The 21,291-nt window shown below is 72.9% G+C and carries 23 protein-coding genes; 14 read left to right on the top strand and 9 right to left on the bottom strand.

Annotation, left to right across the window (positions count from 1 at the left end; all coding sequences use genetic code 11):
• Positions 1 to 61 precede the first annotated feature (61 nt).
• On the top strand, positions 62 to 1,393 hold the full coding sequence (locus tag ACZ7EC_RS09340; protein WP_471059898.1) for an aminotransferase class I/II-fold pyridoxal phosphate-dependent enzyme: 1,332 nt from the start codon (positions 62 to 64) through the stop codon (positions 1,391 to 1,393).
• 94 nt (positions 1,394 to 1,487) lie between these two features.
• Here ACZ7EC_RS09340 and ACZ7EC_RS09345 read toward each other — a convergent pair whose 3' ends face one another.
• Entirely contained in the window at positions 1,488 to 2,441 is a 954-nt protein-coding gene (locus tag ACZ7EC_RS09345) for a DMT family transporter (protein WP_471059900.1), read from the bottom strand.
• Between the two features lie 74 nt (positions 2,442 to 2,515).
• On the opposite strand from ACZ7EC_RS09345, the gene ACZ7EC_RS09350 reads away from it, so the two are divergent.
• The 8 genes from ACZ7EC_RS09350 (at position 2,516) to ACZ7EC_RS09385 (ending at position 9,623) form a co-directional block, all read left to right on the top strand.
• Complete coding sequence (locus ACZ7EC_RS09350) at positions 2,516 to 3,418, top strand: LysR family transcriptional regulator (protein WP_471059902.1); 903 nt, start codon at positions 2,516 to 2,518, stop codon at positions 3,416 to 3,418.
• A gap of 157 nt (positions 3,419 to 3,575) precedes the next feature.
• Positions 3,576 to 4,340 (top strand): HipA family kinase, encoded by a 765-nt coding sequence (locus ACZ7EC_RS09355; protein ID WP_471059905.1) that lies wholly within the window; start codon positions 3,576 to 3,578, stop codon positions 4,338 to 4,340.
• Entirely contained in the window at positions 4,337 to 4,786 is a 450-nt protein-coding gene (locus ACZ7EC_RS09360) for a DUF3037 domain-containing protein (RefSeq protein ID WP_471059907.1), read from the top strand. Before ACZ7EC_RS09355 ends, ACZ7EC_RS09360 begins: the two co-directional genes overlap by 4 nt.
• Positions 4,787 to 4,935: 149 nt before the next feature.
• Entirely contained in the window at positions 4,936 to 5,697 is a 762-nt protein-coding gene (gene fabG, locus ACZ7EC_RS09365) for a 3-oxoacyl-ACP reductase FabG (protein WP_471059910.1), read from the top strand.
• A gap of 12 nt (positions 5,698 to 5,709) precedes the next feature.
• Positions 5,710 to 6,474, top strand: coding sequence for an SDR family oxidoreductase (locus ACZ7EC_RS09370; RefSeq protein ID WP_471059912.1), 765 nt, complete (start codon positions 5,710 to 5,712; stop codon positions 6,472 to 6,474).
• Between the two features lie 186 nt (positions 6,475 to 6,660).
• Positions 6,661 to 8,241, top strand: a complete 1,581-nt coding sequence (locus tag ACZ7EC_RS09375; protein WP_471059915.1) for an ABC transporter substrate-binding protein — start codon at positions 6,661 to 6,663, stop codon at positions 8,239 to 8,241.
• A 108-nt stretch (positions 8,242 to 8,349) separates the two neighbouring features.
• Positions 8,350 to 9,033, top strand: a complete 684-nt coding sequence (locus tag ACZ7EC_RS09380; RefSeq protein WP_471059918.1) for a uracil-DNA glycosylase — start codon at positions 8,350 to 8,352, stop codon at positions 9,031 to 9,033.
• 86 nt (positions 9,034 to 9,119) lie between these two features.
• On the top strand, positions 9,120 to 9,623 hold the full coding sequence (locus tag ACZ7EC_RS09385) for a hypothetical protein (RefSeq protein WP_471059921.1): 504 nt from the start codon (positions 9,120 to 9,122) through the stop codon (positions 9,621 to 9,623).
• A gap of 65 nt (positions 9,624 to 9,688) precedes the next feature.
• On the opposite strand, the gene ACZ7EC_RS09390 is transcribed toward ACZ7EC_RS09385, so the two are convergent.
• Positions 9,689 to 10,135, bottom strand: coding sequence for a hypothetical protein (locus tag ACZ7EC_RS09390; RefSeq protein WP_471059923.1), 447 nt, complete (start codon positions 10,133 to 10,135; stop codon positions 9,689 to 9,691).
• 115 nt (positions 10,136 to 10,250) lie between these two features.
• A complete protein-coding gene (locus ACZ7EC_RS09395) occupies positions 10,251 to 10,763 on the bottom strand; it encodes a DinB family protein (RefSeq protein WP_471059926.1) in 513 nt (170 codons plus the stop codon).
• Between the two features lie 145 nt (positions 10,764 to 10,908).
• On the opposite strand from ACZ7EC_RS09395, the gene ACZ7EC_RS09400 reads away from it, so the two are divergent.
• Positions 10,909 to 11,820, top strand: a complete 912-nt coding sequence (locus ACZ7EC_RS09400; RefSeq protein ID WP_471059929.1) for a Gfo/Idh/MocA family protein — start codon at positions 10,909 to 10,911, stop codon at positions 11,818 to 11,820.
• On the opposite strand, the gene lnt is transcribed toward ACZ7EC_RS09400, so the two are convergent.
• Both lnt and ACZ7EC_RS09410 read right to left on the bottom strand, forming a co-directional pair.
• Positions 11,738 to 13,312: an apolipoprotein N-acyltransferase gene (lnt, locus tag ACZ7EC_RS09405; RefSeq protein WP_471059932.1), complete on the bottom strand. Its 1,575-nt coding sequence runs from the start codon at positions 13,310 to 13,312 to the stop codon at positions 11,738 to 11,740. The genes ACZ7EC_RS09400 and lnt overlap by 83 nt on opposite strands.
• Positions 13,313 to 13,457: 145 nt before the next feature.
• Positions 13,458 to 13,943, bottom strand: a complete 486-nt coding sequence (locus ACZ7EC_RS09410; RefSeq protein ID WP_471059934.1) for a nuclear transport factor 2 family protein — start codon at positions 13,941 to 13,943, stop codon at positions 13,458 to 13,460.
• A 124-nt stretch (positions 13,944 to 14,067) separates the two neighbouring features.
• On the opposite strand from ACZ7EC_RS09410, the gene ACZ7EC_RS09415 reads away from it, so the two are divergent.
• Positions 14,068 to 14,706: a hypothetical protein gene (locus ACZ7EC_RS09415; protein WP_471059937.1), complete on the top strand. Its 639-nt coding sequence runs from the start codon at positions 14,068 to 14,070 to the stop codon at positions 14,704 to 14,706.
• Positions 14,707 to 14,747: 41 nt separating this feature from the next.
• Here ACZ7EC_RS09415 and ACZ7EC_RS09420 read toward each other — a convergent pair whose 3' ends face one another.
• Positions 14,748 to 14,927, bottom strand: a complete 180-nt coding sequence (locus tag ACZ7EC_RS09420) for a hypothetical protein (RefSeq protein ID WP_471059939.1) — start codon at positions 14,925 to 14,927, stop codon at positions 14,748 to 14,750.
• 230 nt (positions 14,928 to 15,157) lie between these two features.
• A complete protein-coding gene (locus ACZ7EC_RS09425) occupies positions 15,158 to 15,631 on the bottom strand; it encodes a winged helix-turn-helix transcriptional regulator (protein WP_471059942.1) in 474 nt (157 codons plus the stop codon).
• Between the two features lie 168 nt (positions 15,632 to 15,799).
• Here ACZ7EC_RS09425 and ACZ7EC_RS09430 point away from each other — a divergent pair, with 168 nt between their 5' ends.
• Complete coding sequence (locus tag ACZ7EC_RS09430; RefSeq protein ID WP_471059944.1) at positions 15,800 to 16,969, top strand: thiolase family protein; 1,170 nt, start codon at positions 15,800 to 15,802, stop codon at positions 16,967 to 16,969.
• A gap of 21 nt (positions 16,970 to 16,990) precedes the next feature.
• Here ACZ7EC_RS09430 and ACZ7EC_RS09435 read toward each other — a convergent pair whose 3' ends face one another.
• Positions 16,991 to 17,710 (bottom strand): TVP38/TMEM64 family protein, encoded by a 720-nt coding sequence (locus tag ACZ7EC_RS09435; protein ID WP_471059945.1) that lies wholly within the window; start codon positions 17,708 to 17,710, stop codon positions 16,991 to 16,993.
• Between the two features lie 341 nt (positions 17,711 to 18,051).
• Between ACZ7EC_RS09435 and tuf the strand changes: the two genes are divergently transcribed.
• Positions 18,052 to 19,227 (top strand): elongation factor Tu, encoded by a 1,176-nt coding sequence (gene tuf, locus ACZ7EC_RS09440; protein WP_471059947.1) that lies wholly within the window; start codon positions 18,052 to 18,054, stop codon positions 19,225 to 19,227.
• A gap of 30 nt (positions 19,228 to 19,257) precedes the next feature.
• Entirely contained in the window at positions 19,258 to 20,103 is an 846-nt protein-coding gene (locus tag ACZ7EC_RS09445) for a spermidine synthase (RefSeq protein ID WP_471059949.1), read from the top strand.
• A gap of 50 nt (positions 20,104 to 20,153) precedes the next feature.
• Here the strand turns inward: ACZ7EC_RS09445 and ACZ7EC_RS09450 are convergent, their stop codons facing one another.
• A complete protein-coding gene (locus ACZ7EC_RS09450; RefSeq protein WP_471059952.1) occupies positions 20,154 to 21,263 on the bottom strand; it encodes a DUF8017 domain-containing protein in 1,110 nt (369 codons plus the stop codon).
• Between the last annotated feature and the right edge of the window lie 28 nt (positions 21,264 to 21,291).

Below are 21,291 nucleotides of genomic sequence, written 5' to 3' on the forward strand. Positions count from 1 at the left end.
GACGTCCCTCCAAGGCGAAGCCGACAGGCGATCGCATTTGTACTAGTGCATAATGGGTATTGTGCTAGGAGAGTATCGGATCGAGGGCCGGGGCGCAGCAGAGATCGCGGCCGACGTCGAACGCGCGGTGGGCACCGGGGAGCTGCGCCCCGGTCAACCGCTGCCGCCCATGCGGGAGTTGGCGGCCCGGCTGGGGGTGAACCCGAACACCGTCGCGGCCGCCTATCGCACGCTGCGCGAGCGCGGGGTGATCGAGACCGCCGGGCGGCGCGGCAGCCGGGTGCGGCCCAAACCGGCCACGACCGGACGCGCTCAGCTCCGGGTCGAGGTGCCGCCGGGCGCCCGCGACCTGTCCACCGGCAACCCGGACCCGGCCCTGCTGCCGCCCCTCGCCCCGGCGCTCGCCGCGGCGGCCGAGGCGGGGGACCGGCGGGCCGTCCTCTACGGCGACGACCCCGTCGACCCCGAGCTGGCCCGCGTCGCCCGCGCCGAACTCGACGCGGACGGCGTCCCCGCGGGGGCCCTCACCGTCACCTCGGGCTCCCTCGACGCCATCGAGCGCGTCCTCGCCGCCCACCTCCGGCCGGGTGACGCGGTCGCCGTCGAGGACCCCGGCTGGGGCAGCGTCCTCGATCTGCTGCCGGCGCTGGGCCTGCGCGCGGTCCCGGTGAGTGTGGACGACGAGGGGCCGTCCCCCGCGGACCTGGCCCGCGCCCTGGCCGGCGGGGCCCGCGCGCTGATCGTCACCGCGCGTGCCCAGAACCCGACCGGCGCGGCCGTGACCGCCGCCCGCGCGGGTGAGCTGCGCACGGTGCTGGGCGCGCATCCGGACACCCTGCTGATCGAGGACGACCACGGCCACGGCATCGTGGACCTGCCCCCGCACCCCCTCGCGGGCGCCACCCGCCACTGGGCCTTCGCGCGCTCCGCCGCCAAGACGTACGGCCCCGATCTGCGCCTCGCCGTCCTCGCCGGCGATCCGGTGACCGTCGACCGGGTCCGCGGCCGGCTGCGCCTCGGGCCCGGCTGGGTGAGCCTGGTGCTCCAGCGCGCGGTGGCTCATCTGTGGACCGGGGGCGCGGTGGACCGTACCGCGGTGGCGGAGTCGTACCGCGCCCGGCGGCAGTCCCTGATCGAGGCGCTGGCCGCCCGTGGCATCGAGGCCCGAGGGCGTACCGGCATGAACGTCTGGGTCCCGGTCCCCGACGAGACGGCCACCGTGGCCCGCCTCCTCCAGTCCGGGTGGGGTGTCGCGCCGGGCGCCCGCTTCCGCCTGTCGAGCCCCCCGGCCGTCCGGATCACGGTGTCCCCGCTGACCCCGCGGGACATCGAACCGCTGGCAGAGGCGGTCGAGGCGGCGGTACGTCCGTCACCGGCACGGGTCTACGGCTGACCGCGCGTCCCGCGGGAGCGCGGCTCACCGGCCCGGATCGCGGCGACCGGGCCAGAAGCTCGGGTGACCTGCCTGGCCGCGCCCGGCAGCCGCTCTACGAACGTGCGGCGCCCTTCCTCCCCCGCACCTGTGTGAGCGCCGCCCCCGCGAGCACGATCACCGCTCCCACGGGTGTGTTCCAGCGCAGCGACTCCCCGAGGATCGCCACCCCCGCCGCGGTCGCGATCACCGGAATGAAGTACGTGACCATCTGCGCCGTCGTGGGCCCGACTTCGGCGACCAGGCCGTACTGGAGGAGCACCGCGAGTCCCGTGCCGAGCGCGCCCAGCGCGGCGACGGCCAGCAGCGGCACCAGGGCGAAGTGCTTCGGCATGCCGGTGAACAGCGGGGTCAGCACGGCCAGTTGGACCGTGGCCGCCAGCAACTGGCCGCCGGTCATCGCCAGATGGGAGTTGCCCGTGCCCGCCAGCGTCCGCCGCACGTAGATCCAGCCCACCGGGTAGCTCAGCGAGGCGAGCAGGGCCATCGCCGTGCCGGTGGCGTCGAGGCCGTGGAAGCCCTGCCAGGCGCCGAGCACCGTCAGCACCCCGAGGAACCCGAGCCCCAGCCCGGCGACCCGGATGCGTGTGGGCCGGTCCTCGGAGAGCGCGACGACGGACAGTGCCATCCCCCACAGCGGCGAGGTGGCGTTGCAGATGCCGGCCAGCGTGGACGGAATGGTCAGCTCGGAGTAGGCGAAGAGGGAGAACGGCAGGGCGTTCAGGAAGAACGCGGCGACCGCCATGTGCGCCCACAGCCGGCCCCCGCGCGGCAGCCGCTCCCGCTTGACGGCCATCGCCGCCACCAGCACCGCCGTACCGAAGACCAGCCGGCCGAGGGTGACCTGGAACGGCGCGTACCCGCTCGTCCCCACCTTGATCAGCAGAAAGCTGAAGCCCCAGATCAGGGACAGGGCGCCGAAGCGCAGCCGCCAGTCGAGGCGGGGGCGGGACGGTGCCGGGTCCGGGACGGCGGGGGACTGGGTTCGGGATGTGGTGACCGTGCTCATGGTGACAACGATGCGGGATCAAACTTCTTAGCACAATCGAGAAATCTCACGGGGTATCTCGTAGGATCTCTTATATGTTGAACTTGGAGCGCCTGCGCACCCTGGACGCCCTGGCCCGGCACGGCTCGGTCAGCGCCGCCGCCGACGCGCTGCACGTCACCACCTCCGCCGTCTCCCAGCAGCTGGGCAAGCTGGAACGCGAGGTCGACCAGCAGCTCCTCGCGAAGAACGGCCGGGGCGTACGGCTCACCGACGCCGGCCGGCTGCTCTCGGAGCACGCGGCGCGGATCCTGTCGCAGGTGGAGCTGGCCGAGTCGGACCTGGAGGCGCACCGCGGCCAGGTCGTCGGCGAGCTGCGGCTGTCCGCGTTCCCCACCGCCGCCCGCGGCCTGTTCCCGGTGGCGCTGCGGGCGCTGCGCGCCGAGCATCCGGGGCTGCGGGTGCGCTCCAGCGAGCTGGAGCCGGAGCAGGGCATCGCCGCCGTGGTGCGCGGCGACCTCGATCTCGCGGTGGTCCTGGACTGGTACAACAAGCCGATGCCGGTGCCCGACGGCCTGGTCAAGGCACCGCTCCTGGACGACCCGGCCGAGGTCGCCGTGCCCGCGGGACACCGGCTCGCCGGCCGTGCCGAGGTGGACCTCGCCGAGTTCGCCGAGGACGAGTGGATCACCTGGGGCGAGGGGGAGTTCTGCCACGAGTGGCTGATGTTCACCCTGCGCTCCAAGGGCGTCGAGCCGATCGTCGGTCATCGCGCGGGCGAGACGCACACCCAACTACAGCTCGTGGCAGCCGGGTTGGGGGTGTGCATCGCGCCGCTGCTGGGCCGCCATCCGGTGCCGGACGGCGTGGTCCTCGTACCCCTCACCCAGCGCGTGCGCCGGCACGTCTACGTCATCTGGCGCGCCGACGCCGACCGCCGTCCCTCCATCCGCGCGGCGGTCGAGGCTTTGCGCACGGCCGCGCGGAAGGTCGACTGATCCCGCGGCCCGGCGCCGCGGGGCGACGTACATGCGGCCCCCTCCTCGGAGTACGGCGCGTTCTCTCGTACGGCTCCTCGCCGCGCGGCCCCGGCGGCCGCCGCGGTGCCCGGCCGCCTCCGGCCCCGCGCCGCGGGCGGCCCAGTAACCTGGGGCGATGCTCAAGCAAGTCACCGCAACCCGCTACATCACGCCGCTGCGTGAGGGCGGCTCGCTGCCGGGGCTCGTCGAGGCCGACGACTTCGGGACCTACGTCATGAAGTTCACCGGAGCCGGACAGGGCCGCAAGACCCTGGTCGCCGAGGTGGTGTGCGGCGAACTCGCCCGGCGCCTCGGCCTGCGGGCGCCCCGCCTGGTCACCGTCGAGCTGGACTCGGTGCTCGGACTCGGCGAACCCGAGCCGCAGGTGCAGGAGTTGCTGCGGGGCAGCGGCGGCACCAACCTCGGCATGGACTTCCTCTCCGGCGCCCTCGGCTACGACCCGCTCGCCTTCGCGGTGAGCCCCGAGGAGGCCGGGCGGATCATCTGGTTCGACGCGCTGATCAACAACGTGGACCGCTCCTGGCGCAACCCCAACCTCCTGGTGCACCGGGGCGAGTTGTGGCTCATCGACCACGGCGCCACCATGATCTGGCACCACAACTGGCCCGCCGCCGAGAAGTCCGCGGCCCGTCCCTACGACGCCGCCGAGCACGCCCTCGCCGGCTTCGCCCCGGACCTCGCGGCGGCCGCGGCCGACCTCGCGCCGCGCGTCACCGAGGACCTGCTCGCCGAGGTCACCGCCGAGATCCCGGACGCCTGGCTCACCGGCGAACCCGGCTTCGACGACCCGGACGAACTGCGCCGGGCCTACGCGCGCCCGCTGCTCGCCCGCGCCGCCGTCATCGCCGACCGCATCACCGGCATCCTGGAGGACAAGTGAGCGAGACCCACATCCACATGGCCGGCCACGTGACCGAGCGCCACATCACCCGAGCCGGCCAGGGCGGCGACCGGGACGTCTTCGAGTACGCGCTGATCAGGGTCGTACCCCGGATCGAGCGCGGGGAGTGCCTCAACGCGGGCGTGGCCGTCTACTGCCGCGCCCGGGGCTACGTCGGTGCCCGCACCCACCTGGACGAGGACCGGCTGCGGGCCCTGGACCCGGCGGCCGACGCGGCCGGGATCCGGGCGGCGCTCACCGCGATCGAGCGGCACTGCGCGGGCGGCGCGGCGGCCGGGCAGGCGGCCGGGGACGACGCGGGGCGGCGCTTCCGCTGGCTGATCGCGCCCCGCTCCACCGTGGTCCAGCCCGGCCCGGTGCACACCGGACTGACCGCCGACCCGGCCGCCGAGACGGAGCGATTGCTGGACCTGCTGGTGAGGTAATGGATCACAACGGCCGGATGAGCCGTTGACACCGGGTGCCAGGGCTTCTAGCGTCGTGTGAGCTCAGGATACTAAGCGGTCGCTCACCGCACCGGAAGGCCCTCCTGGAGGGTCGTACGGGATCTCTCAAGGGCGAGGAGAAACAGCACATGTCCACCACTGAACAGCGGGTCGCGGTCGTCACCGGCGCGGCGCGCGGCATCGGCGCCGCCACCGCGGTACGGCTGGCCGCCGAGGGCCGTGCGGTCGCCGTGATCGACCTGGACGAGGCCGCCTGCAAGGACACCGTCGAGAAGATCACCGCGGCCGGCGGTACGGCCATCGCGGTCGGCGCCGACGTCTCCGACGAGGCACAGGTCGAGGCCGCCGTCGCCCGGATCGTCGCGGAGCTGGGCGCCCCGACGATCCTGGTCAACAACGCGGGCGTGCTGCGCGACAACCTGCTGTTCAAGATGAGCGTCTCCGACTGGGACACCGTCCTGAACGTGCACCTGCGCGGCTCGTTCCTGATGACCAAGGCCGTGCAGAAGCACATGGTCGACGCCGGCTTCGGCCGGATCGTCAACCTGTCCTCCTCCTCGGCGCTCGGCAACCGAGGCCAGGCCAACTACTCGGCCGCCAAGGCGGGTCTCCAGGGCTTCACCAAGACCCTCGCCATCGAGCTGGGCAAGTTCGGCATCACCGCCAACGCCGTCGCCCCCGGCTTCATCGCCACCGAGATGACCAAGGCCACCGCCGAGCGCGTCGGCATGGGCTTCGAGGACTTCAAGAAGGCCGCCGCGGGCGCCATCCCGGTGCAGCGCGTCGGCGAGCCCGAGGACATCGCCAACGCCATCGCCTTCTTCACCGGCGAGGCGGCCGGATTCGTCTCCGGCCAGGTGCTGTACATCGCCGGCGGACCGCTCGACTAGGGGACAGGGCACATGACTTCCGCAGAACTCCCGCCCCTGTCCGGCCAGGTCGCCCTCGTCACCGGCGCCAGCCGCGGCATCGGCTACGGCGTCGCCGAGGCCCTCGTCGCGCGCGGCGACCGGGTGTGCATCACCGGCCGCAACGAGGACGCGCTCAAGGAGGCCGTCGACAGGCTCGGCGCCGAGCGGGTCATCGGTGTGGCCGGCAAGGCGCACGACCTCGACCACCAGAGCGAGGCCGTCGAGCGCACCATGGAGGCCTTCGGCCGCCTGGACCACCTGGTCAACAACGCGGGTACCAACCCGGTCTTCGGGCCCATCGCGGACCTGGACCTGAACGTCGCCCGCAAGGTGTTCGAGACCAATGTGATCTCCGCGCTCGGCTTCGCCCAGAAGACCTGGCACGCCTGGCAGAAGGACAACGGCGGCGCGATCGTCAACATCGCCTCGATCGCGGGTCTCGCGCCCTCGCCGTTCATCGGCGCCTACGGCGTCAGCAAGGCCGCCATGATCAACCTGACCCAGCAGCTGGCGCATGAGTTCGCGCCCAGGGTGCGGGTCAACGCGATCGCCCCGGCCGTGGTCAAGACGAAGTTCGCCCAGGCCCTGTACGAGGGCCGCGAGGAGGAGGCGGCCGCCGCCTACCCGCTGGGCCGGCTCGGCGTGCCGTCCGACATCGGCGGCGCCGCGGCCTTCCTCACCTCCGCGCAGTCCGACTGGGTCACCGGCCAGACCCTCGTCGTGGATGGTGGACTCTTCCTCAACGCCGGGGTGTGAAACCACTTTCCGGGCGCCGGAATCCGGACGGACCGGCGCCCGGAACACCGCACAGCGAACGCAAGGAAGGATGACAACGTCGTCACCGCTTTTTCGATCAAGTGGCCGTGTTCAAGGGGAGGTTGGGCGCACTGACGCTGAGGTAAGGTCTGCCGACCCAGGTAGGCGGATCGAGGAGCGTGCGCGTTGTCCAACCGGAACCGATTCCTGCGGTCGGTCACGGCGATCGCGTCCGTGTCGCTGGTCGCCGGCGGCTGCGGACTGCTGTCCGAGGGGGGCTCGGGCGGCGGGGACCCGATCGTGGTCGGCACCACCAGCGCGCCCAGCACCCTGGACCCGGCCGGCGCCTGGGACGGTTCCTGGGAGCTGTACCGGAACATCTACCAGACGCTCCTCGCCTACCCGAACGGCGCGACGGCCCCCCAGCCCGACGCCGCGCAGAGCTGCTCCTTCGCCGACTCCTCCAGTCGCACCTACCGCTGCACGCTGCGCGCGGGCCTGAAGTTCGCCGACGGCGACCCGCTCGACGCCCGCGCGGTCAAGTACTCCGTCGACCGCATCCGCGCCATCGGCGCCGCGGCCGGCCCCGCCGGGCTCCTCGGCAGCCTCGACCGCGTGGACACCTCCGGCGACCGCGGGATCGTCTTCCACCTGAGCAAGCCCGACGCGACCTTCCCCTTCGTGCTCGCCACCCCGGCCCTGTCGATCGTGGACCCGAAGGACTACCCGGCCCGCGCCCTGCGCAAGGGCTCCGGGGCCGACGGCTCGGGACCGTACAAGCTCACGTCGTACCAGGAGGGCCGGCAGGCCGTCCTGACCAGCAACGGCTACTACCACGGCTTCGCCCGGCGGCAGAACGACGCGGTGACCATCCGCTACTTCCAGGACTCCGCCGGCATGGTCAAGGCACTGCGCGACAAGCGGATCGACGTCACCTACCGGGGACTCGGCGCCGACGACATCCTCGCGCTCCAGCAGCAGGGCAACTCCGGCCTCCAGCTCGTGGACGGCGCGGGGACGGACATCAGTTACCTGGTGTTCGACCCCGAGGACCCCTGGGCCGGGCGGCCCGCCGTGCGCAAGGCGATCGCCCAGCTCGTGGACCGGGGCGCCATCGCCCACAAGGTCTACAAGGACACCGTCGACCCGCTGTACTCGATGGTCCCCAAGGGCCTCGTCGGCCACACCACCGCCTTCTTCGACGAGTACGGCGACCCGAGCGCCGCCAAGGCGCGGACGATCCTCCAGGACGCCGGCATCCACCGGAAGGTCCCGCTCACCCTCTGGTACACCACCGACCGCTACGGCTCCGAGACCGCCCTGATGTTCCGGGAGCTGAAACGCCAGCTGGAGGGCTCCGGGCTGTTCACCGTCACCCTCAGGAGCCGTCCCTGGAAGACGTATGTGGTCGGCTACCAGAAGGGCGAGTACCCGGTGTTCGGCCGCGGCTGGTCCCCGGACTTCCCCGACGCGGACAACTTCATCGCGCCCTTCACCGGCGAGCACAACGCGCTGGGCACGCCCTACCCGGCCAAGGAGATCACCGGCCGGCTGCTGCCGCACTCGCGCGCCCAGAGCGACCGCGCCAGGACGGTCGGCGACATGGAGCGGGCCCAGCGGATCATCGCGGGCGACGCCCGGCTGCTGCCGCTGTGGCAGGGCCGGCAGTACGTGGCGGCCAGTGACGACATATCCGGTGGCGAGCAGGCACTCGACCCCTCGACGATCATGATGATGTGGACGCTGCACCGTAAAACCAGCTGGTGAGCGGCGGGGGAACGGTCCTGCGGGGGAACGCTGTCAGTGGTCGCCTGTAGGTTCTGAATCCTGAAGTGACCGCACGCGGTAATTGATCGACATCGTGAGGACGTTGACGTGACCGACATCGCCATGCTGCCCGAGTCCTGGCGCGGGGTTCTGGGCGACGAACTGGAGCAGCCCTACTTCAAGGAGCTGGCCGAGTTCGTCGAGGAGGAGCGGGCGAAGGGCCCCGTCTACCCGCCGCGCGAGGAGGTCTTCGCCGCGCTGGACGCCACGCCGTACGACAAGGTCAAGGTCCTCGTCCTCGGCCAGGACCCGTACCACGGCGAGGGTCAGGGCCACGGCCTGTGCTTCTCGGTCCGGCCGGGCGTGAAGACCCCGCCCTCGCTGCGCAACATCTACAAGGAGATGCAGGACGAACTGGGCCTCCCGGTCCCGGACAACGGCTATCTGATGCCGTGGGCCCGGCAGGGCGTGCTGCTGCTCAACGCGGTCCTCACCGTGCGGGCCGGCGAGGCCAACTCGCACAAGGGCAAGGGTTGGGAGAAGTTCACCGACGCCGTGATCCGCGCGGTGGACGCCCGTCCCGACCCGGCGGTGTTCGTGCTGTGGGGCAACTACGCGCAGAAGAAGCTCCCGCTGATCGACGAGGGCCGGCATGTAGTGGTCAAGGGCGCGCACCCCTCCCCGCTGTCCGCGAGGAAGTTCTTCGGCTCCCGCCCCTTCACCCAGATCAACGAGGCGATCGCCCGCCAGGGCCACGAGCCGATCGACTGGCGCATCCCGGACCTGGGCTGACGGGGGAGTCGGCGCCGCCTGACCGGGAATCCGGGCGGCGCCGGTTAGCGTCGGTGCACGACAGCGGACGATCGCCGGAGGACGCGGTGGCGGAGCGACGGGAACAGACGGCCCTGGACGAGGTGCTGACGCGGATCGGCCAGGTCGTGATGCTGCAGCACGCCGGCGACCGCGAGGAGGCCCGCGGCCGCTTCCTCGACCTGTGGACCGAGATCGGCGAGGACGGCGATCCGCTGCACCGCTGCACCCTGGCCCACTACCTCGCCGACACCCAGGACGACCCCGAGGACGAACTCGCCTGGGATCTGCGGGCGTTGGCGGCGGCCCGCGAACTCCCCGACGGCGACCCGCGGGGCGTGCCGGGCTTCTTCCCCTCGCTCCACCTCAACCTGGCCGCGGACTACGTGAAGCTGGGCCGTACGGAGGCTGCCCGCGCCCATCTCGACCACGCCCGCACCACCGCGGACGCCCTCGCGGACGACGGGTACGGCGAGGGCGTCCGGGCGGCGATCGGCCGGCTCGAGCGGAGGCTGGCGGAGGGTCCGTCGGGCGGGGGGCCCTGGGGGCCGCCTCGGCAGCGCCCCAGCTGAGGGGGCGGCGCGGGGTCGGAGGGGCCGGTCGGCGGTCGGCCCGTTCAGCCGGGGCGCCGGGTCGCTCAGTGGTGGCCGTACGTTCGTTCGCAGATCTGCGACTCCGGGCTGTTGCCGCGCCAGCCGCCGTACTCGCGGCCCAGGTCGCAGACGTCCGCGGGTACCCGCTGGGAGGTCCGAGGGGGTGCCTGCGGGGGGCGGTGCGCACGGAGTCGCCGGGGGCGCGGGGCAGCCGGGTGGCTGGGCGGCGGGGCGGCCGGACTTCCGTGCGGGGCGGCCTTGGGCGCGGGCGCCGGGTCCCCGGACGGGCCGACCATGGCCAGTGCCTCCCGCGCCGGTGCCTGCACCACCCGTGGTGACGCGCTGCCGTCCGTGCGGGGCGCCGGCCGGAGCGGGGGCGCGGCACTCGGGGGCGGTCCCGGTGCCGCCGTGTGCCGTACCGTCACACAGCCGGTGAGGGCCGAGACGGCGACGGTGACCAGAAGCGCTGCGGTGGTCGTCGTTCGATGCACTCGGGCAACGATGCTGGTTCTGGACCCGTTTGGCATCGGAGAAGCGAGTCGGGCGCCCCCGTTCGGGTGGACTACCGCACCGAACGAGGGGCCGCCGCGGCCCCGAGCTGACGGCTCAGGCGCCGGTGGCGCCGTCGATCCGCTCCCGGAGCAGATCGGCGTGCCCGTTGTGCCGGGCGTACTCCTCGATCATGTGGGTGTAGATCCAGCGGAGGCTGAAGGGTTCCTTGCCGGCGCGGTCGGTACGCCGGGACAACTCGTCGAGCGAGCGGCCCGCGGTGTCGCGCCGGGCCCTTTCGACCTCGGCCTGGTGGGTGGCGTACGTCTCCTTCCAGGTGTCCGCCTCCGTGACGTGGAAGTCGCCGTCCGCGTCGGCCTCGGAGGAGTAGAGGTCGCCGAGGTCCTCGTCCAGCAGCACCTCGTGGAACCAGAACCGCTCCACCTCGGCCATGTGCCGCACCAGCCCCATCAGGGTCAGCTCCGAGGGCGGCACCGAGGCGGTGCGCAACTGCTCGTCGGTCAGTCCCTCGCACTTCGCGATCAGGGTCCGGCGGTGGAAGTCCAGCCAGCCCTCCAGCATCTCGCGTTCGCCGGCGTTCAGGGCGGGTTCGTCGCGTTCGATCGTCATGGCCCCATCCTCGCCGGTCAAGTGCGGCGGCTTCCAGGGGTTTTCAGCGGCCCGGCATCCCCGCGAGGCTTCGACGGCGCCGCCGACTGGCGGCCCCCGTATGCTGCCGGGACGTACAGGTGGGCGAATCGCAGGGGAGAGATACGTGAAGGTCGGCTGCATCGGGCTCGGGGACATCGCGCGGAAGGCGTATCTGCCGGTGCTGGGCGCACTGCCCGAGGTCGACCTCCATCTGCACACCCGCACCCCCGCCACCCTCGCGCGCGTCGCCGACGGACTGCACCTGCCCGCCGGGCAGCGGCACGACAGCCTCGACTCGCTGCTCGCCGCCGGTCTGGACGCGGCCTTCGTGCACGCGCCCACCGCCGCCCACCCCGAGATCGTCACCCGGCTGCTGACGGCGGGCGTCCCGACGTACGTCGACAAGCCGCTCGCCTTCCGGTTCGCGGACTCCGAGCGGCTGGTGGAGCTGGCCGAGGAGCGTGGCGTCTCCCTCTTCGTCGGCTTCAACCGGCGCTACGCCCCCGGTTACGCGCAGTGCCTGGAGCACCCGCGCGAGCTGATCCTGCTCCAGAAGAACCGGGTCGGGCTGCCCGAGGAGCCGCGCTCGATGATCCTGGACGACTTCGTGCACGTTGTCGACACCCTGCGCTTCCTGGCGCCGGGCCCGGTCGACGACGTCACGGTCCGCGGCCGGGTCCGGGACGGGCTGCTGCACCACGTGGTGCTCCAGCTCGGCGGCGACGGCTTCACCGCGCTCGGCGTGATGAACCGGCTCAGCGGCTCCACGGAGGAGATCCTGGAGGTCTCGGGCCAGGACGCCAAGCGCCAGGTGCTCAACCTCGCCGAGGTGATCGACCACAAGGGCCAGCCGACCCTGCGCCGGCGCGGCGACTGGGTGCCGGTGGCCCGCCAGCGCGGCATCGAACAGGCGGTCCACACCTTCCTGGACGCGGTGCGCGCCGGGCACCTGCTCAGCGGCCGGGACGCGCTGGCGACCCATGAGCTGTGCGAGCGGGTGGTACGAGCGGTTCAGGACCTCCCCGGCGCGGCCTGAGTGCCCGCACCCCCTCGCCGGCGCACAGCGCGGTCAGCACCAGCAGCGCGGCATGCACCGGCCAGTCGCCGTAGCGGACGTACGGCGTGATGCCGTGCGCGAGCGGCACGTCGTACACGCGTGCGGCGTTCGCATCGGTCCCCAGCCAGGGGCCGAGCCGCTGTCCGCCGGGTCCGTACGCGGCGGAGACGCCGGTGAGGGTCGCGTGCACCATGGGGCGGCCGGTCTCGGCGGCACGCAGCGCGGCCAGCGAGGCATGCTGCTCCGGCGCCCAGCTGTGCTGGAAGGTGGAGGTGGAGGACTGGCCGAGGAGCACGTCCGCGCCGTCCTCGGCGAGATGCCGGCTCATGTCGGGGAAGGCGGTCTCGAAGCAGATCAGCGGGCCGATCCGCAGTCCGTGCCCCACGTCCATCACGACCTGCTCGGTGCCGCGCCTGCGGTCCTCGCCGGCCGCCTTTCCCACCGAGGTGGCCCAGCCGAGCAGGGAACGGGCGGGTATGTACTCGCCGAACGGGACGAGACGCATCTTGTCGTACCGGTCGCCGGTGAGGCCGTTCGGACCGATGAGCACCGAACTCTTGTAGATGCCGGGCCGGTCGGAGCGGCGGGCGTCCACGTTCACCAGGACGTCGGCGCCCGTCGCGCGGGACAGCGCGGCGATGCGCCGGGCCAGGTCGGGCCGGTCGGCGAGGTCGTAACCGACGCTGGACTCGCCCCACACCACCAGGTCGACGTCCTGCCCCACGAGCCGCCGGGTCAGCCGCTCCTCCCGGTCGAAACGCAGCTCCGGGCTGTCCCGCCCGGTCACCACGCCCGGCTGTACGACGGCGATCCGCGTCCGCCCGTCGATCTGCGGCCGGGGTGCCCACGCCCAGGCGGCGGTGGTCGCGGCGGCGGTGGCGAGCACCGTGGCCACCGCGGGCGTCCGGGCACCGCGCACCGCGATCAGCACGGCCGCCGCCACGTTCACGGCCACCACCAGGAAGCTCAGCAGCCACACCCCGCCGACGGAGGCCAGGCGCAGCGCCGCTGCCACCTGCCACTGGCTCGCGCCCAGGATGCCCCAGGGCCCGCCGAGCCCCTGCCAGGAGCGGACCAGCTCCACCAGCAGCCAGCCGGAGGGCAGCACGAGGAGCGCGACGGCGCACCGGCCGGGGCCGGGGGTGCCGCCCAGGTACCGGCGCACCAGCCAGCCCCAGGGCATCCAGAGCAGTCCGAGCAGCGCGCCTATCAGGAAGATGAACACATGCAGGCTCGGCAGCAGCCAGTGGTGCACCGCCACCAGATAGCCGAAGCCGCCGCACCAGCCGTCGTACGCCGCCCGCCGCCCGGTCGGCGCCGAGCGGGCCAGCAGCAGCCAGGGGACCAGGGCGACGTACGCGAACCACCACAGCGACGGCGCCGGGAACGCCAGGACGGGCAGGGCACCCGTGAGGGCGACGAGGACGGAGCGCCGCCAGGGAGAGACCAGCCAGCGTTCGATCGTCGTCATGCGGAGCCTCCCTACCCAAGGGCTCCAGTGTGCGCGTCCCCAGCGATCTACGACAGGGGGCCTCCCGGTGTCCCCGGAGGGGGTCTGCCGGCCTCTGGGGCGGGGGGCTGCCGGCCCCCGCGCGGGGGGCTTCCCGCCTCGCCGGTCACCGTTCCGGGGCCGTCGCCTCCCGCCCCTCGGCCGTCCTCCGCCACTTCTCCGTGACCACGACCTCGCCGATCCGCCAGCCGTCCGGCGTGCGCAGCAGCCCGAAGTCGTACCGGCCGCCGCACTCCACATCCGGCGGGGCCGGGTGGTCCGTGCCGGTGCGCCGCATCGGGTTGAAGTAGTCGGCCCGCACCCGCGCGGTGTCCCCGGTGTCATGCTCCAGGACCCCGAACCGCACCCGCCGGTTGACGATCAGGTGCTGCCGTACGGCGAACCGCGCCAGGCTCTCGGCGAGCCACCCGGCCACCTGCCCGGCCTCGCCCTCGATCCCGCCGGACGAGCGGTAGTCGGCTCTCCCGCCGGGCGTGAACAGGGCCGGGTACGCCGGCCAGTCGCCGTCGTCCACCGTCACCGCGTACGCGGTCACCAACTCGTCCACGGCCAGCCGGTCCAGTACGGTCGCGAGTTCCGCGCGCTGCGTCATCGGCTCAGTCTTGGCCACGGCAGGTGCGGAGCCAAGGGGCATGCGGGGAAATTCGGCGGTTCGGGCGAGCGGGAGGACCGGGGCCGGGGCCGTGCCGGCCCGGCGGGGTGTGGATCATGGCCGGATGACGCAGCGGACGAAGAACGGACCACCGCTCGGGCGGCCGGGCGGCGAACCGGAGCTGTCCCCGTACCAGCGGGAGATGCGGCAACGGCTCCTCGCGGCCCCGGTGGTACCGGCGCCCGAGCCCTGGCGGCGCATCGCGTACGCCCCGGTCGGCGGGCTGCTCGGGATCGGCTTCGCGACGCATCCCGGCGACGGCCGGGACCTGGTGATGGTCGTCTCGGGCGCCGGCCATGGTCTCTTCGACGCGCTCACGGGGGAGCGGATCGCCCGTGAGCGCGTCCCCGACCCCGCGGACGAGACCCCCGACGCGAGCGCCGACCTGACATGCCCCGGTCTGGGCCCCGTCGCCGGCCTCAGGGTGCACATCGCCGGGCTTTTCGGCGGCGGCTTGCACGCCACCACGGGCGACGGCTGGACCGTGAGGGCGGTGGCACCGGCCTGGCCGCATGACCGAGTCCTGCTGTCCCGCGGCAGCGGCTTCCCCCACCCCGGTCCGCACGGGGAGCGCTGGTGGCACATCTTCCACGCGGACTACTCCGCATTCCGGGCCGCCGGTTTCTCCCCGTCGGGCCGAACCCTCGCCGTCGCGACGAGCAGCGATCTGTCCCTGTGGACGCGCGGGGCGGGCGCTCGATGATGCCGGCCGGCCGCGCGGGGGCGACGGCCCCCGGAGGCCGGTCAGGCGGCCCTGATGATCTCCTCGCGGATGGCCTTGGCCCATTCCACGACCAGCAGTTCGTACTCCGCGCGCTCCTCGGCCGAGAGGGCGCCGCCGGTGCGCAGCCACAGGGCCCGGATCTGCTCGTTCACCTCGGCGGCAGACCGTGCGGAACCAGGGGGCGGGGGATGGGGGGACATGCGGGACAGCCTAGGGGCAAGGGCTGACACTGCGCTACCGCGCCACTACGCAGAAGGTATGCGGTTGGTCACCGGCACCCCCGGTCGCGTCCCGTGGTCGGCCCAGTTCAGGTGGCATATGCCCGAGCGAGTTGACGCCGGGGAGTGGCCCGGAGTTGGCCGAAACGGGGGTACGGGCGCCCGGTGAGCCGGGTTGCGTATGGGGTAACTGCCTTCTCTGGCAGGGGAGTTCAGGATGTTTTGGCGGGTCCCCGTACCGTCCAGCCCGGCGTCTGCGGGTGGGCCGTCAGGTCGTCGTGATGGACGGGGGAGCCGCAGGCGCGGCAGGTGACCACCGGGACCAGTTCGTGACCGCAGCTGTGCTCCACGGCCATGGGCAGGTCCGTGTTGTGCCGCAGGTGGCGGTCGCCCCACTCCTTGAGGGTCATCAAAACCGGTTCCAGTTCCAGCCCCGCCTCGGTCGGCCGGTAGTCGAAACGCTGCGGGTGCTCGCTGTAGGCGCGCTTGGTCAGCACCCCGGCGTCCACGAGCCGGCGCAGCCGGGCGGCCAGGATGTCGCGCGGGGCGCCGATGTTGCGCACCAGCTGGTCGAACCGGCCGTTGCCCAGGCATACCTCCCGCAGCACGAGCAGGGAGTACTTCTCCCCGACCACCGCGAGGGTGTCGGCGATGGAGCAGGGGCGCGGGTCCTTCGGTGCGGCCATGCGCCCCAGCTTAGGGGAGAGTTTGGATTCCAAATCATCGCGGGCGGCAGGAGCATGCGCACACTTGCAGTGAGTTGGATTTTCCAACCCGCTGCGTTATGGTGAGTCCGGATTTCCTACTTACCGGTAACCACGCTCGTGAACGAGCCTGCCGCAGGAGGCCGCACCATGCGAGACGCAGTGATCGTCGAGGCCGTACGCACCCCGATCGGCAAGGGCAAGCCCACCGGCGCCCTCGCGCAGGTCCACCCCGTCCAGCTGCTCGCCCACACGCTGAAGTCCCTGGTCGAGCGCTCCGGCATCGACCCGGCACTGATCGACGACGTGATCGGCGGCACCGTCGACCAGGTCGGCGAGCAGGCCATGAACACCACCCGGTACGCCGTGCTCGCCGCCGGTCTGCCCGAGACGGTCCCGGCCACCACGGTGGACCGCCAGTGCGGCTCCTCCCAGCAGGCCGTGCACTTCGCCGCACAGGGCGTGATCGCCGGCGCGTACGACATCGTCGTCGCCTGCGGTGTGGAGTCGATGAGCCGGGTGCCGATGTGGTCCAACGTGCCCGCCGGCCAGGACCCCTTCGGACCCGGCGTCGCCGCGCGCTACCCGGAGGGCCTGCTGCCGCAGGGCATCAGCGCCGAGCTGATCGCCGCCAAATGGTCGCTGACCCGCGCGCAGATGGACGCCTTCGCCGTCTCCTCCCACCGCAAGGCCGCCGCGGCCTGGGACGCCGGGCTGTTCGACGCCGAGACCGCGCCCCTGGAGGGCGTCACCCGCGACGAGTGCGTACGGCCCGGCAGTACCCCGGAGATCCTCGCCGGCCTCAGGCCGGCCTACCACGACCCGGCATTCGCCGAGCGGTTCCCGCAGATCGAGTGGAACGTCACCGCGGGCAACACCAGCCCGCTCAACGACGGCGCCTCCGCCGTCCTGATCACGTCCAGCGAGACCGCCGCCCGGCTCGGCCTGCGCCCGCTCGCCCGGCTGCACAGCTTCGCGGTCACCGGCTCCGACCCGCTGCTGATGCTCACCGGGGTCGTCCCGGCCACCGAGAAGGTGCTCGCCCGCGCCGGCCTCTCCCTCGGCGACATCGATCTGTTCGAGGTCAACGAGGCGTTCGCCAGCGTCGTCCTCGCCTGGCAGCAGGAGACCGGCGCCGACCTGGACAAGGTCAATGTGAAGGGTGGCGCCATCGCCCTCGGCCACCCGCTCGGCGCCAGCGGCACCCGGCTGACCACCACCCTGGTGCACGCGATGCGCGAACGGGGTGCCCGCTACGGCCTCCAGACGATGTGCGAGGCGGGCGGCCTCGCCAACGCCATGATCCTCGAAGCCCTCTGACCGGCCGTCACCGCACCCCCGTCACCTGCCGCGCAGCCGGTGCCGCTGCCGCCAGGCCACCACCATGCCCACGAGGGCCGGTACGGCGATGCAGGCCATCGCCAGCAGGAACGCGGGCGAGGTCGGCGTCGAGGCGCGGGCGCCGGCGACCGCGTAGGCGGCGGTGTTCGGGACCGACCCGAGCGCCGTCGCCAGCAGGAACGGCGACCAGCCCATCCGGGAGACCGCCGCGCAGTAGTTCGCCGCCCAGAACGGCACCCCCGGAAAGAGCCGCGCGGCCAGCATGGACCGGAAACCGTGCCGGCTCAGCTGTCCGTCCGCCGCCCGCAGCAGCCGGCCGCGCAGCAAGGGGCGCAGCGCGTCCTGCCCGAGCAGCCGCCCGAGCCCGAAGGCCAGGCCGGCCCCGAGCACCGTCCCGGCGAGCGCGGTCCCGAGGCCCACCTGGGAGCCGAACAGCGCGCCGGCCGCCAGGTTCAGCAGCGGCCGCGGCACGAACGCCACCGTGCACAGCCCGTAACCCGCCCCGAACACCAGCGCCGCGAGGAGCCCGCCCGCCTGCGGCTGCCAGCCTCGGGTCAGCAGCCGCTGCGGATCGAAGAGCAGCACCAGCGCGCCCGCGGCCGCCAGCAGCACCAGCAGCAGGGTCAACCGCGCCCACGGCGACAGCAGCGCACGGGCGCAGCGGGCCGTGAACCCCGCGCGGGCCGCGGGCGGCGCGGGGACGGTGGTGGCATCGAGCACGTGACCCCCTGGAAGACATCGACGGCCGACGCCGATGATAGAGGGCGCCCCGGACCGCCTCCTCGTACGAGCGGCGCGGCGCGGGTAAACCGGCGGAAAACCATTCGACGCCGGACATCCCGTCGGCGATGATCGACCCCATGTTCCGGTACGCCTTCCACCTCGCAGCATCCGCGGTCGCGGATGTGCCGAAGGCTGCCGTCCCCACGCTCGCGGCCGCTGTCGACGGCGCCCGAAGCTGACCCTCCCCGGATCGTCCGGCGGACCCCGCAGGGGGAGGGTCGGCCATCCTCCGGGGGTCCTCGATTTCCCTACGACAGCGAAGGCTTCGAGGTACAGCCATGTCCAAGACCGCCTACGTGCGCACCAAGCCGCACCTGAACATCGGCACCATGGGTCATGTCGACCACGGCAAGACCACGCTGACCGCCGCCATCACCAAGGTCCTCGCCGAGCGCGGCACCGGCACCTTCGTGCCCTTCGACCGCATCGACCGCGCCCCCGAAGAGGCCGCGCGCGGCATCACCATCAACATCGCGCACGTCGAGTACGAGACCGACACCCGCCACTACGCCCATGTCGACATGCCGGGCCACGCCGACTACGTGAAGAACATGGTCACCGGCGCCGCACAGCTCGACGGGGCGATCCTCGTGGTCTCCGCGCTCGACGGGATCATGCCGCAGACCGCCGAGCACGTCCTGCTCGCCCGGCAGGTCGGCGTCGACCACATCGTCGTCGCCCTCAACAAGGCCGACACGGCCGACGAGGAACTGATCGACCTGGTCGAGCTGGAGGTCCGCGACCTGCTCACCGCTCAGGGCTACGCGGGCGACGCGGTGCCCGTCGTACGCGTCTCGGGGCTGCGGGCGCTCGCGGGCGACCCGCGCTGGACGGCGTCCATCGAGGCGCTGCTCGACGCGGTGGACACGTATGTGCCGATGCCCGAGCGGTATCTGGACGCGCCGTTCCTGATGCCGGTGGAGAACGTCCTCACCATCACCGGGCGGGGCACGGTCGTCACCGGCGCCGTGGAGCGCGGCACGCTCAGGCTCGGGGACCGCGTCGCGGTGCTCGGCGCGGACGCCGTGGAGAGCGTCGTCACCGGCCTGGAGACCTTCGGCAAGCCGATGCCGGAGGCTCAGGCCGGGGACAACGTGGCCGTGCTGCTGCGGGGCGTGCCCCGGAACGCGGTGCGGCGGGGGCATGTCGTGGCGGCGCCGGGCAGCGTGGTGCCGGCCCGGCGGTTCACGGCGCGGGTGTATGTGCTGTCGGGGCGCGAGGGGGGCCGTACGACACCGATCGCGACCGGGTACCGGCCGCAGTTCTACCTCCGCACCGCGGACGTGGTCGGCGCCGTCGACCTCGGCGCGGCGGCCGTGGCCCGGCCCGGTGAGACGGTGGAGATGACCGTCGAGCTGGGGCGGGTGGTGCCGCTGGAGCCGGGGCTCGGCTTCGCCATCCGCGAGGGCGGCCGGACGGTCGGCGCGGGCACGGTGGTCTCCGTCGGTTCGTAGGGCCGTCGCGGGGCGCGTCACAATGAACCCGTGACCGAGCAGATACCCGTCTTCCGCACCACCGACCACGGCGCGGCCAAGCTGATGCCCGATGTGGACCGGGAGCGGGCCTGGCTGCTGACGGTCGACGGGGCGCCGCAGTCGTACGTCGACCTGGACGAGCCGACGTACCTGGAGTTCGAGTACGCGCGCCGGCTCGGGCACGCGCTGGACACGGTGGCCCCCGAGGGCCGGACGCTGGACGTGCTGCACCTGGGCGGGGGAGCGCTGACCCTGCCCCGGTACGTCGCGGCGACCCGGCCCGGTTCCCGGCAGGACGTCGTGGAGGCCGACCGGGGGCTGCTGGAGCTGGTCGCCGAGTATCTGCCGCTGCCCGAGGGCGCGGGCGTCGCGGTGCACGCCGCCGACGCCCGCGCCTGGCTCCAGTCCGCACCGGACGACACGGCCGACGTGCTGATCGCGGACGTCTTCGGCGGTTCCCGCGTCCCGGCGCATCTCACCACCCTCGCCTACGCCCGCGAGGCCGAGCGGGTGCTGCGGCCCGGCGGGACATATCTCGCCAACCTCGCGGACGCCGCGCCGTTCGCCTTTCTGCGCTCCCAACTGGCCACGTTCGCCGCGGTCTTCGAGGAGCTGGCGGTGGTCGCCGAGCCGGGGGTGCTGCGCGGGCGGCGGTTCGGCAACGCGGTGCTCATCGCCGCGCACCGGCCGCCGGACGTCGCCGCGCTGGCCCGCCGGGTGGCGGCGGACGTCTTCCCGGCGCGGGTCGAACACGGCTCCGCCGTGCGGGAGTTCATGGGTGCCGCGCGGCCGGTCGAGGACGCGGACGCGGTGCCCTCGCCGGTGCCGCCGGGCGGGTCGTTCGGCATCGGCTGAACGCCGGGTGCGCGGGGCCACGCCCCCGGCTCCGCACCCGGCGCCCCGCGTCAGCCGGAGGTGGGGGAGCCGTGCAGCCGGACCGAGCCGAGGATCTTCATCACCGTGGCGTTCGGGACCTCGTCCTTGACGCCCTTGGCGCCGTAGAAGTTGAACGACACATAGTCGTGCGCCGAGTTCTGGAAGCCGAAGGTGAGGGCCTTGCCGTCGCTCGCGCACTTGCCCTTCTGGGGGGTGCCGCTCGACCTCGCCCACGCGTAACTGCCCTTGATCCCGGACGTGGTGGTGAAGGGGGTCGCCTTCTTGTCGAAGGTGACGCTTTTCTTGTCCGGCTGGGTGTAGCCGCCGTAGACCCACCACGCCGGGGTGTTGACGGCGATCTGGTCGGTGCTTTTCGCGCCGCTGGCGCCCTTGGAACCCACCACGGCGAGCGGGGTGTCGTCGGTGCGGCCGTCCTTGTTGTCGTCGGACGTGCACCACTTGGGCTGGTCCTCGGCCGTGCCCGACATCACGATCAGCGGCTTGCCGCTGGTGGACTTGTTGTCCTCGAAGCCCACCTCCAGGTCGGGCGCCTGGGCCTGCCAGTCCGAGGGCACGTCGTAGGCTATGCCCCATTTGGGGTTGACCACGACCTTCCAGCCCGGCACGGTCGGCTTCTCGCTCTCCGCGGCGCGCGGATTGTCGGTCGAGGCGGGGCTGGACGAGGCGCCCGTCGGCGACTGGCTGGTGTGCGCGTTCTTGCCGTCCGCCTGGTCGTCCTTGGAGCCGCCGAGGACCAGGGCGCCGGTCACACAGGCGGCGACGACCACGGCCGCGGCCGCCACGATCGCGATCAGCTTCGTGCGGTTCCCGCCGCCGTTGCCGCCGCCCGGCGGGGACTGCTGGATCGGCACGGTGGGCGGCTGCTGGCCCCACTGCGGCTGCTGCCCGTAAGGGCCGGGGGCCTGCGGGTACGGGCCGGGGGCCTGGGGGTACTGGCCGGGTCCGGGCTGCTGCCCGGCCGCCGGCTGCTGACCGGCACCGGGGTTCTGGCCCCCTTGCGGGTACTGCTGGTAACCCGGCTGCTGATACGGATTCGGCTGCTGCTGGTAACCCGGCTGCTGGTACGGGTTCTGCTGCGGGTTCTGCGCGCCCCCGGGCGGCTGCTGATCTGGCCACATGGCCGACAACACTAGTGCGGCGGCGGCA

The sequence above is a fragment of the Streptomyces sp. NPDC037203 genome (genome assembly GCF_055605065.1).